The following is an 11,591-nucleotide window of genomic DNA, read 5'->3' as shown; positions in this document are numbered from 1 at the left end:
TGGGGATGACGATGACGGGTTCCGCTGAGGCGCAGAAGCTGACGGCCGCGCGGGTCTATGCCGCGCCGGATCTGTCGGGGCCCCGGGCCCGAGGCGTCAGCCTGTCGCCGGACGGGACGCTGGCCACCTATCTGAAGGCCAAGGCCGATGATCCGCGCATGACCGACCTGTGGGCCGCCGATGTGGCCGGCGGTGAGCCCCGGATGCTGATCGACGCCCGCGCCCTGATCCCCAAGGACCGCGAACTGTCCGAGGCCGAGAAGAGCCGCCGTGAACGCCAGGGCGTCCAGACCCGGGGCGTGGTGGCCTATGACTGGGACGACCAGGGCCGCTTCATCCTGGTCCCGGTCGAGGGCGATCTGTGGCTCTACAGCCGGGCCGACGGTCAGGTCAGCCGGCTGACCAACACCACCGACGACGAGATCGACGCCAAGGTCTCGCCCAAGGGCGGCTTCGTCTCCTTCGTGCGCTCCGACAACCTCTATGTCCTGCCGGCTGGCGGCGGGGCGGAGAAGGCGCTGACCACCGACGGGAGCGAGCTGAAGAGCTGGGCGACCGCGGAGTTCATCGCCCAGGAGGAGATGGCGCGCCAGACCGGCTATTGGTGGAGCCCGGACGAGCGCCGCATCGCGCTCACCCATGTAGACCAGACCGGTGTCGATGTGGTTGAGCGGGCCGATATCGGACCGGCGGGCGCAACCATCGTCAGCCAGCGCTATCCCCGGGTCGGTCGTCCCAATGCGCGGGTCGATCTCTATATCGCCGACGTCGCCACCGGCGCACGGATCAAGGTCGACCTCGGCGCGGACCCCGACATCTATCTGGCCCGGGTGAACTGGGCCCGCGACGGCAAGACCCTCTATGTGCAGCGCGAGGCCCGTGACCAGCGTCGCCTGGACCTGCTGGCCGTCGATGTCGCCACCGGCGCCGCCCATCTGGTGCTGAGCGAGGTGAGCCCGCACTGGATCGACCTGTCGGACGATTTCCGGGCCCTGAAGGACGGGGGCTTCCTGTGGTCGTCGGAGCGGTCGGGCTGGAACCATCTCTATCTCTACGGCCCCGGCGGCAAGCTGGTGCGCCAGGTGACCCAGGGGGACTGGCCGGTCGACGCCATCCAGGGCGTCGACGAGACGCGCGGCGTGGTGATCTTCACCGCCAACAAGGACACCGCGACCGAGCGACGGCTCTATGAGGTCTCCTACAAGGCCGCCGGTCAGCCTCGGGCCCTGACCAAGGCGGGCGGCTGGTGGACGGTGAAGGTGGCCAAGGCCGGCGGCGCCTTCGCCGGGACCTATGAGGATCCGGCCACCCCGCCCCAGACCGGCGTCTATCGCTCTGACGGGACCCTGGTCCGCTGGATCGAGGAGAACAGGCTGGCCGAGGGGCATCCCTACTATCCCTACGCACCCCGCCTGCGCACCCCGAGCTTCGGCGCGATCAAGGCCAGCGACGGCGCCGACCTCAACTGGATGATGCGCACCCCGCCGGGCTTCGATCCGGCCCAGCGCTATCCGGTGATCGTCAAGGTCTATGGCGGACCGGGCAGTGCGCTCGTCCGCAAGATCTGGAACGACCCGGCCGACCAGCTCTATCTGGAGGCGGGCTTCATCCTGTTCACCCTGGACAATCACGGCACGCCCAACCGCTCGGTGGCCTTCAAGACCGCTATCGACCGCAAGCTCGGGACCTGGGAGGTCGCCGACCAGATCGCGGGCGCCAAATATCTGACGTCGCTTCCCTATGTGGACCCGGCGCGGATCGGGATCACCGGCTGGTCCTACGGCGGCTACATGACCCTGATGTTGCTGACGGCGCCCAACACGCCGTTCGCGGCCGGGGTCTCCGGCGCCCCGCCCACCGACTGGACGCTCTATGACACCCACTATACCGAGCGCTACATGGGCACGCCCAAGGACAACGCCGCCGGCTATGCGGGCTCGGAAGTCACCGCGCGGGTCGATGGCCTGAAGCCGGACAGCCTGCTCTTGATGCACGGCATGGCCGACGACAACGTCACCTTCGACAACTCGACCCGGCTGATGGCGGCGCTGCAGGCCAAGGCCATCGCCTTCGAGACCATGCTCTATCCAGGTCTGCGGCATCGGGCCGGCTGGACCCAGGCCCATCTGAAGCACCGGACCGAGGCGACCCTCGCCTTCTTCGCCCGCAAGCTGACGCCTGCGCCGGCGCCCTGAGCCCTTGGGTCCTCAGGGCGTTATGGTCACCGCCTCGGTGATGATGTCGTCCAGGGCCGCGCACAGGCGCTGACCCGAGGGGGTCAGTTCGCCCGCCACGATGGTCCGCATGGCCCAGCGGCGGACCCGCACCAGGTCCGGCCCGTCGTCGGACTGGGCCAGGATGCGCACCGCCTTCCAGGCCAGGTTGCTGGACATGTCCGCCCGCCGGCTCAGGTCCGGGATCGGCAGGGGGGTCTGTTCGTCGGCGATATGCAGCAAGGCGATCAACTGGCTGACCGTGAAGGCGGGATAAGCCTCCCGAAGCAACTCCAGCGCTTCCAGCATGGCGTTGCGGCGACGCATGGATAAATTTCCTGTAATGATGCGTATATCAACTCTTAGATGGGCGAATCTGCGCGACTGATCAAGCAATTGTCACTGCACATGTAACATTACAGATATTTAATAACTGTACCAACGGCGTAACAGCGCGCTTGAAGCGCGAATTCTGTCGCCAGAATGAAGCAATCGCGCAAACTGTACATCTGAAACGCTCAGAACAAGCGCCAAAACACGCCTAGTTTGGTTGCCTGTCAGACACCAACCAGCACGAGGCGAGTTATGAAGCTGTGGGGCCAGATTTCCGTCGAGCTCACCGTGGACGACTATGTCGCGGCGGCCGATCACCAGCGCCGCCTGGAGGACATTCTGAAGCTGGTGAAGGACGCCTATCCCGAGGCGACCCTGTGCATGCGTGAGCGCCGACAGCGGAAATCCCAGCCCATGGTCCGCGCCCTGCCGCGCTCGGCGACCACCGGGCGGCTGAACGACTATTTCGAGCGGCCCTAGATGCGGCCCAGGGATTCCCTGCTCGAGGGCCTGTCCTTCTTTCGCGCGCTCAGCCCGGCTGTCACGGTGAACGAGATCATCACCTTCCTCTACACCTGCGAGAACCAGGGGCTCAGCGTCCAGGAGCTGGCCTATGTCAGCCGGATGACCGAGCCGACCGCGTCGCGGAGCATTCGGACCTTTGGGCCGCCGGGGTCGGAATGGGCCCGCCCTCCGGCCCTGGGGCTGGTGGAAGCTTTTCTCAATCCCAAGGATGGCCGCAGCCGGGTGATCCTGCTGACCGACCAGGGCCGCGAGGCCCAGGCTCGACTGGACGACGTCATCCGCCAGGCGATCGTCATCGCGCGCTGAGCTCCCACCAGATGAACTCTAGTTAACTGGTCCGGACAGGGCTCCGAGGTGTTTCGTCGGGCAGCGCGCCACGGATTTCAACAGCGACCATGCCCGGGGGAGGGGATCGGGTGACGGACTTCGAACTCGACCGCCTCGACCTGAAGATCCTGTCGATCCTGCAGGAGAACAACCAGGCCAGCGCCCAGGATCTCGCCGAGCGCGTGCACCTGTCGCCCTCGGCCATACTGCGTCGAATCCGCGGCTATCGCGCCTCGGGGGTGATCTCCGCCGACGTGTCGATCCTGGCGCCCAACCTTACCGGAGAGCGAATCTCGGTCCTGCTGCTCGTGCAACTGGAACGCCATGCGCCGCCGGCGGTCAGCGAGTTCCGCAACCAGTTGGTCAATTCGCCCCAGGTCCAGGTCTGCCTCGAGATCTCCGGAGTCTACGACATCGCCTGCGTCGCCACCTTCCGCAGCATGGAGGAGTTCAACGCCTTCGCCGACGCCCATGTCGCCGGCCACGCCGCAGTGCGGCGCTATGAGGCCAGCTTCGTCAAGCGGCGGGCCAAGATGAGCATGGCCTTGCCCCTCCTGCCCTGAGAGCGACCGCCCAAGGGTATAAATTCCCATCTACAAAATACTTGCAGATATGAAATCAATTTATCTAATAATAGATAAAGCGTAATTTGTGTCTTCGGCGAGACATAATTCAGATAACAGATGATCAATTCTGTGACGTCGTTGACGCATTATCTGATCCGATCGTAACTCCCATGTAACCGAGTTCGACTTCCGGGCTCGGGACCAAATCTTGTTGTGGGGAGTGGCGCCGTTCGTCGTCTTTGACGCGGCGGGCCGCCGGAGGATCCAGACCTTGAAAACCAAAGCCATGCGGGAGCGCCTACTGGCCTCCTCGATGATCTGTGGGGCGGCCTTCGCTGTCCTCGCCGTCAACCCGGCCCAAGCCGCCGACAACGAAGTCCAGGAGGTGGTGGTCACCGGAACGCGCATTCCGAGCCCCAACCTGACCAGCACCAGCCCGGTTCAGGTGATCACGGACAGGGAGTTCAAGCTCCAGGGCAAGACCGACGTGATCGAGCTGGTCAATAACCTGCCCCAGCAATACCAGAACAGTCAGGTGGACTTTTCCGGCACCTCCAATCCGCTTTCCTCGCCGGGGGGCATCTCGACCGCCGACCTGCGGGGCCTGGGGCCCCAGCGGACCCTGGTGCTGGTGGACGGCCGCCGCCTGGGCATCGGTGACGCCAACTCCGGTAACAACAATCCCTCGCCGGACCTGAACCAGATCCCCGGCCAACTGGTCGACCGGGTCGAGGTGCTGACCGGCGGGGCCTCGTCGACCTATGGCTCCGACGCCGTGGCCGGGGTGGTCAACTTCGTCATGAAGCACAATTTCGACGGCATGCAGATCGATGTGCAGACGGGCCTGGCCCAACATGGACAGCACAACGACCTGGTCCAGGGGTTGTTGAAGGCCAAGGGCTTCACGATCCCCGGCGACCGCTGGGACGGCCGCTCCCGCGACGTGTCGATCCTGCTGGGCATGAACGGCGCCGACGGCAAGGGCAACGTCACCGGCTATCTGGTCTATCACCGGCAGGATCCGGTCAATCAGGGCACGCGGGACTATTCGGCCTGCAAGATCAATGTCGGCCCGGCCAGCGGCCCCACGACGCCGGTCTGCAGCGGTTCGGCCAATTCAAACCAGTTCATCGACCTCAATAGCGGCAACACCTTCACGGTGGTCGGCCATCAGTTCCTGACCTGGCCTCAGGCGACTTCGGACCCGCCGGCGCTCTTCAACTCCAACCCGTTCCAGTACCTGCAGCACCAGGACACCCGCTATTCGGCGGGCTTCTCGGGCCACTACGACTTCAGCAAGAACCTGAACCTCTATTCCGAGTTCAGCTTCATGAACGACCGGTCCTCGACCCAGGTCGCGCCCTCCGGCCAGTTCGAGGGCGGCGGCAACGGGCCCAGCGGCGGGGACCTGATCAACTGCAACAACCCCCTGCTCAGCGCCCAGCAGGCCAACACCATCTGCACCCCGGCCCAGATCGCCAGCGGCCAGAGCGTCGAATTGCTGATCGGACGCCGGGCCATCGAGGGCGGCGGGCGCGCAAGCGCCTATGAGCACCAGAACTATCGCGCGGTGTTCGGGATCAAGGGCGCGGTGCCGGAGTACGAAGACTTCCACTACGACATCTACGGCCAGTATTATTACACGTCGCTGTTCCAGGAGAACCACAACTACCTGAGCCTCTCGCGCATCGCGAAGGCCCTGCAGGTGGTCGATGTCGGCGGGACGCCGACCTGCATCGCCAAGGTCACCGGGGCGGACGCGGCCTGCGTGCCCTACAACATCTTCACCCAGGGCGGGGTCAACGCGAGCCAGATCAACTACCTGAACTCCACGGGCACCGAGGAGGGCACGATCGAACAGACGGTCGTCTCCGCCAGCGTGGCCGGCAATCTGGGCAAGTACGGGATCAAGTCGCCCTGGGCCAATGACCCGGTCGGCATCGCCCTTGGGCTGGAAGACCGGCGAGAGCACTATCGGTTCGCTCCCGACGCCGCTTCGCTGTCCGGCGACCTGTCCGGCTTCGGCGGGGCCTCGACCCCGATCGACGCCAGCCTCGGCGTGACGGAGGTGTTCGGCGAACTGCGCGTGCCGGTGGCCTCCGACCTGCCCTTGATGAAGAACCTCAGCGTCGAACTGGGCTACCGCTATTCGGACTATTCCAGCGGGCTGACGGCGGACACCTACAAGGTCGGCGGCGACTGGTCGCCGATCGAGGATCTGCGGTTCCGCGGTTCCTATCAGCGCGCCATCCGCGCGCCGAACATCGTCGAACTGTTCAACCCGCAGGCGGTCACCAACACCAGCCAGCTGGCGGCCGACCCTTGCGCCGGCAATGCGGCCACCCCGGCCGCGGCCAGCCTGGCCCAGTGCATGAACACCGGCGTCACCGCCGCCCAGTACGGCAATGGCGGCTCCACCAACCACATCGTCCAGTGCCCCGCCGGCCAGTGCGCGGTGCTGAACGGCGGCAATCCGGCGCTGCGGCCTGAGACGGCGGACACCTATTCACTGGGCTTCACCCTGAAGCCGAGCTGGCTGTCCGGCTTCACCGGCAGCGTCGACTTCTGGGACATCAAGGTCGCCGACGAGATCAATTCGGTGCCCCTGGTCTTCACCGTCAACCAGTGCCTGACGACCGGCAATCCGCTGTTCTGCTCGGGCGTGGTGCGGACGGCCAGCGGCAACCTGTTCGGCACCAGCCAGGCCACCGGCGGCTATGTCCGCGGCACGGTGGTCAATGTCGGCCTGGCGCACAATTCCGGCGTCGATTTCCAGGCCAGCTACAACGTCAACCTGGACGCCGTCGGCATGGGCGACACCGGATCGCTGCAGTTCAACTTCATCGGCTCCTACCTGCTGAAGGCCGAATTCCAGCCGACGCCCGGGGCGCACACCTATGACTGCGCGGGGCTCTATGGCCCGACCTGCCAGACAGTGAATCCCACCTGGCGCCACACCCTGCGCAGCAGCTGGCAGACCCCATGGGATCTGCTGCTCTCGGCCCAGTGGCGCTATATCGGAGACACGAAGCTCGAGACCAACACCGCCGACGCGACCCTCTCCAATGGCCGCACGGACAAGTTCGACGGCAAGCTGAAGGCGGTGAGCTATCTGGACCTCTCGGGCATCTGGACCGTGGCCGACCACTTCGCCATCCGCGCCGGGGTGAACAACCTGTTCGACAAGGACCCGCAGACGATCAGCTCGCTGATCGCCCAGACCGGTTCGCCCAACGCCTATCCGACCTATGATCTCCTGGGCCGGACCCTGTTCGTGGGGGTGACGGCGACCTTCTAGAGCCGATCGCGCATGCGGAAAGGCCAGGGCGGCGGAGCGATCCGCCGCCCTTTCTTTGCGCCCTTGCGGCCTGCCCAAACTGGTGTCTAGCTGCGCGCCTTGTCACAGAGTTACGGGGGATTCCCATGCGTCGTTCGACGTCTTCCATCCTGGCGTTGATCGCCGCTGCGGGCCTGGTCGGCCCGGCCTTCGGGCAGTCCTCGGACCTGGAAAAGCGCTTCGACGCCCAGATCTCCCCGCCGGAGATGAGCGCCTGGATGAAGGATCAGGCCTCGGAGCCGAACCACGTCTCCTCAGCCCATGACAAGAAGAACGCCGAGACCATCCTGGCCCAGTTCAAGTCCTGGGGCTGGGACGCCCATATCGAGAGTTTCCAGGTCCTCTATCCGACCCCGATCAGCGAGAGCCTGGAGCTGGTCGCGCCTACGCCCTTCAAGGCGACCCTGACCGAGGCCCCGATCCCCGGCGACGACTCGTCGGCGCGCACCAAGGATGAGCTGCCGGCCTATGTGGCCTTCCAGGGCGACGGTGATGTCACCGCGCCGCTGGTCTATGTGAACTACGGCATGCCGGCCGACTATGACGCGCTGGCCCGCATGGGCGTGTCGGTGAAGGGCAAGATCGTCATCGCCCGTTACGGCGTCGGCTGGCGCGGCCTGAAGCCCAAGCTGGCCCAGGATCACGGCGCGGTCGGCTGCATCATCTATTCCGACCCGCATGACGACGGCTATGCGGTGGACGACGTCTATCCCAAGGGCGCGGCGCGGCCGGCCAATGGCTTCCAGCGCGGCTCGGTCGCCGACATGCCACTCTATCCGGGCGATCCGCTGACCCCCGGCGTCGGCGCCACCGACAAGGCCAAGCGTCTGAAGCGCGAGGACGCCGCCACCATTCTGAAGATCCCGGTCCTGCCGATCTCCTATGGCGACGCGACCCACTTCCTCCAGGCCCTGGACGGCGACGTGGTCCCGCCCTCGTTCCGGGGCTCGCTGCCGATCACCTATCATGTGGGCGGCACGGACGCGGCCAAGGTCCATATCGCGGTCAAGTCCGATTGGAGCCTCAAGACCATCTATGACGTGGTCGCCATGATGAAGGGCTCGACCTTCCCCGACCAGTGGGTGCTGCGCGGCAACCACCATGACGGCTGGGTGTTCGGCGCGTCGGACCCGATCAGCGGCCACGTGGCCATGATGGCCGAGGCCAAGGCCATCGGCGGCCTGGCGGCCAAGGGCTACAAGCCCAAGCGCACCCTGGTCTATCTCAGCTGGGACGCCGAGGAGCCGATGCTGCTGGGCTCCACCGAATGGGCCGAGACCCATGCCGACGAGCTCAAGGCCAAGGGCGTCATCTATATCAACACCGACGGCAACGCCCGGGGCTTCCTGGGGGCGGAGGGCAGCCACTCCTACGAGCACCTGGTCAACCAGGTGGCCGGCGACGTGACCGATCCCCAGACCGGCGTCTCGGTGGAACAGCGCCTGCGCGCCGCCCTGATGGTCGAGGGCTCGGCCCCTGGCGCCGGCGAACGCGCCCGGGCCGCGGCCAAGATGGCCGCCGATCCGTCCCACGACCTGCCGATCGGGCCGCTGGGCTCCGGCTCGGACTATTCCGCCTTCATCGAGCATCTGGGTCTCGCGGCGCTCAACCTCGGCTATGGCGGCGAGGGCGACTCGGGCGGGGTCTATCACTCGGCCTATGACACCTGGGAGCATCACAGCCGCTTCGTGGATCCGGGCTTCGCCTATGCCGGCGCTCTGGCCAAGACCGGCGGCCGCCTGGTCCTGCGCATCGCCGACGCCGACCTGCCGCTGCAGCGCTACGGCAATTTCGCCGAGACGGTCTCGACCTATAACGACGAGCTGAAGAAGCTGGCGGACGGCAAGCGCGAGGCCGCCGCGAGCCAGGCCAAGCTGATCGCCGCCGGCGCCTATAAGCTGGCCGACGACCCGACCCACACCAACGGCCCGCCGAACCTGCTGGCCACCGTGCCCTATTTCAACCTGGCCCCGCTCGACAATGCCGTCGATCACCTCAAGCGCAGCGCCAAGGCCTATGACGCGGCCCTGGCCGCCAAAGGCGCGGGCCTCACGCCCGACGCCAAGGCCAAGCTGTTCGAGCTCAATCGCGGCCTCGAACAGACACTTACGGCCGAGGTCGGTCTGCCCGGCCGGCCCTGGTACAAGAACCTGGTCTATGCGCCGGGCAAGTTCACCGGCTATGGCGCCAAGACCCTGCCCGGCGTCCGCGAGGCCATCGAGGAAGAACGCTGGAGCGACGCCGACAAATACGCCGTCCTCACCGCCCAGGTCCTGGAGACCTATGCCGGCAAACTCGACGACGCGACCAAGCTGCTCAACGGCGGCTGATCCCCATCGCCGTCATCCCCCGGTCGCCCGCCAGGGCGAACCGGGGGAACTGGGCTGAGGCGAATGAGGCGCTGCTGGCGGGCCGTGTCCACCTTTCTGGTCGACCAGCTGCAACGCGCCCCTTTTCAAATCCCGGCGTGTATGATTGAGCCGTGCCGCCTGCTCGGCCTCGCACCCATGCCCGGAGTTCCCGTGACCTCACTGCCCCCTCAGCCGCTCAGCCCGCTTGACGGCCGCTATCGCCCGGCCGTCGCCGAGCTCGCCGACTATCTGTCGGAGGCGGGGCTGAACCGCGCGCGGGTCGAGGTCGAGGTGGAGTGGCTCATCGCTCTGACCGACGCCGCCCTGTTCGGCTCCAAGCCGCTCGGCGACACCGACAAGGCCCGGCTGCGCACGCTCTACACCGAGTTCGGCCAGGCCGAGATCGACTGGCTGGCCGAGCGCGAGAAGATCACCCGCCACGACGTCAAGGCGGTGGAATACCTCGTCCGCGACCGGCTGGAGCAGATGGGGCTTAGCGCCATCGCCGAGCTCACCCACTTCGCCTGCACCAGCGAGGACATCAATTCCACGTCCTATGCGCTCACCGTCCAGCGCGCCGTCGCCCGCGTCTGGCTGCCGAAGCTCAACGCAGTCACCGCCAAGCTCAAGGCCCTGGCGCTGGCCCATCGCGACGCCCCGATGCTGGCCCACACCCACGGCCAGCCCGCCACCCCCACCACCATGGGCAAGGAGCTCGGCGTCTTCGTCTGGCGGCTGCAGCGCGTCATCCGCCAGATCGAGGCCACCGACTATCTGGCCAAGTTCTCCGGCGCCACGGGCACCTGGGGCGCGCACCTGTCGGCTGAGCCGGACGTCGACTGGCTGGCGCTGACCCGGAGCTTCATCGAAGGGCTCGGCATCGGCTTCAACCCGATGACCACCCAGATCGAATCCCACGACTGGCAGGTCGAGCTCTATGACCGCGTCCGCCACACTGGCGGCGTCCTGCACAACCTGGCCACTGACGTGTGGACCTATATCTCCATGGGCTATTTCGCCCAGATCCCGGTGGCCGGGGCGACCGGCTCCTCGACCATGCCGCACAAGATCAACCCGATCCGCTTCGAGAACGCCGAGGCCAATCTGGAGATCGCCGGCGGCCTGTTCGCGACCCTGGCCCAGACCCTGGTCACCTCGCGGCTGCAGCGCGACCTCACCGACTCCACCACCCAGCGCAACATCGGCGTCGCCTTCGGCCATTCCATGGTCGCCCTGGACAATCTCGAGCGCGGCCTGGGTGAGATCTCGCTCGCCGCCGACGTGCTGGCCGCCGACCTCGACGGCAATTGGGAAGTGCTGGCCGAGGCCATCCAGACGGTGGTCCGCGCCGAGATCGCCGCCGGTCGGTCAAAGATCACCGACCCCTATGCGCTGCTCAAGGACCTCACCCGCGGTCGCCGCGTCGGCGCCCCCGAACTCGCCGAATTCGTCCGCAGCCTCGACATCGGCGACGTCGCCAAGGCGCGCCTCCTGGCGCTGACGCCGGCGACCTATACGGGGCTGGCGTCGCAGATCGTCGATCTGGTCTGAGGAGCGCTCCCCCTCACACCACCCCCAGCGCCTGCCAGCTGGCCATGGCCAGCCCCAGGGCCCGCATGTCGCCCGTGGTCGTGCTGGCCATCTTGTTCATGGCGAAGGCGATGGTCGTCCGCGCGTCCATGTCGATGATGACCAGCGAGCCGCCATAGCCGCCCCAGAAGATGGTGTTGGGGTTGGGCAGGGGCACAATGCCGCCGGCGAGGCCGAAGCCCAGGCCGAACCGGGCCGGGGCGCCCAGCACCAGGTCCGTCCCCTCGATCTGCAGCTCCAGCGCCTTGCGACAGCCGGCCTCGGACAGGAAGCGCCTTCCCTTGGCGACGCCGCCATTGGCCAGGATCATATGGATCTCGGCCACCGAGCGGGCGTTTCCGGTCCCGCC

Annotated in this window: 9 protein-coding genes; 7 read left to right on the top strand and 2 right to left on the bottom strand. The window is 66.5% G+C overall.

Annotation, left to right across the window (positions count from 1 at the left end; all coding sequences use genetic code 11):
* The first annotated feature begins 5 nt into the window (after positions 1–5).
* A complete protein-coding gene (locus Q7P21_RS15410) occupies positions 6–2,195 on the top strand; it encodes a S9 family peptidase (protein WP_304177760.1) in 2,190 nt (729 codons plus the stop codon).
* Between the two features lie 12 nt (positions 2,196–2,207).
* Here the strand turns inward: Q7P21_RS15410 and Q7P21_RS15405 are convergent, their stop codons facing one another.
* The gene (locus Q7P21_RS15405; RefSeq protein WP_304170993.1) at positions 2,208–2,540 is read right to left on the bottom strand and encodes a hypothetical protein; all 333 of its coding nucleotides are present in this window, start codon (positions 2,538–2,540) and stop codon (positions 2,208–2,210) included.
* Positions 2,541–2,798: 258 nt separating this feature from the next.
* On the opposite strand from Q7P21_RS15405, the gene Q7P21_RS15400 reads away from it, so the two are divergent.
* The 6 genes from Q7P21_RS15400 to purB all read left to right on the top strand — a co-directional run bounded on the left by Q7P21_RS15400 (position 2,799) and on the right by purB (position 11,203).
* Positions 2,799–3,026: a hypothetical protein gene (locus Q7P21_RS15400; protein WP_304170992.1), complete on the top strand. Its 228-nt coding sequence runs from the start codon at positions 2,799–2,801 to the stop codon at positions 3,024–3,026.
* Positions 3,027–3,377, top strand: coding sequence for a hypothetical protein (locus Q7P21_RS15395; protein WP_304170991.1), 351 nt, complete (start codon positions 3,027–3,029; stop codon positions 3,375–3,377). It abuts the gene before it with no gap.
* A gap of 110 nt (positions 3,378–3,487) precedes the next feature.
* Positions 3,488–3,961, top strand: coding sequence for an Lrp/AsnC family transcriptional regulator (locus Q7P21_RS15390; protein ID WP_304170990.1), 474 nt, complete (start codon positions 3,488–3,490; stop codon positions 3,959–3,961).
* Between the two features lie 274 nt (positions 3,962–4,235).
* A complete protein-coding gene (locus Q7P21_RS15385; protein ID WP_304177758.1) occupies positions 4,236–7,262 on the top strand; it encodes a TonB-dependent receptor domain-containing protein in 3,027 nt (1,008 codons plus the stop codon).
* Positions 7,263–7,387: 125 nt separating this feature from the next.
* Positions 7,388–9,631 carry a transferrin receptor-like dimerization domain-containing protein gene (locus tag Q7P21_RS15380; protein WP_304177757.1) on the top strand — a complete coding sequence of 748 codons (2,244 nt, stop codon included), beginning with the start codon at positions 7,388–7,390 and terminating at the stop codon, positions 9,629–9,631.
* A 192-nt stretch (positions 9,632–9,823) separates the two neighbouring features.
* Complete coding sequence (purB, locus tag Q7P21_RS15375; protein ID WP_304177756.1) at positions 9,824–11,203, top strand: adenylosuccinate lyase; 1,380 nt, start codon at positions 9,824–9,826, stop codon at positions 11,201–11,203.
* Between the two features lie 13 nt (positions 11,204–11,216).
* On the opposite strand, the gene Q7P21_RS15370 is transcribed toward purB, so the two are convergent.
* A partial coding sequence (locus tag Q7P21_RS15370; protein WP_304177755.1) for a serine hydrolase occupies positions 11,217–11,591 on the bottom strand: 375 nt, incomplete at its 5' end.

Origin of the sequence: Phenylobacterium aquaticum (assembly GCF_947378715.1) — a bacterium.
GTDB classification, from domain to species: domain Bacteria; phylum Pseudomonadota; class Alphaproteobacteria; order Caulobacterales; family Caulobacteraceae; genus Phenylobacterium; species Phenylobacterium aquaticum_A.
Note: the sequence above shows the minus strand (reverse complement) of the source record. Positions and strands in the feature narration are given on the sequence as shown.

Bases quoted from the DNA above. Each gene is read 5' to 3' on its own strand.
- Q7P21_RS15410 (WP_304177760.1), top strand. From the start codon at position 6: ATGACGATGACGGGTTCCGCTGAGGCGCAGAAGCTGACGGCCGCGCGG.
- Q7P21_RS15405 (WP_304170993.1), bottom strand. From the start codon at position 2,540: ATGCGTCGCCGCAACGCCATGCTGGAAGCGCTGGAGTTGCTTCGGGAG.
- Q7P21_RS15400 (WP_304170992.1), top strand. From the start codon at position 2,799: ATGAAGCTGTGGGGCCAGATTTCCGTCGAGCTCACCGTGGACGACTAT.
- Q7P21_RS15395 (WP_304170991.1), top strand. From the start codon at position 3,027: ATGCGGCCCAGGGATTCCCTGCTCGAGGGCCTGTCCTTCTTTCGCGCG.
- Q7P21_RS15380 (WP_304177757.1), top strand. From the start codon at position 7,388: ATGCGTCGTTCGACGTCTTCCATCCTGGCGTTGATCGCCGCTGCGGGC.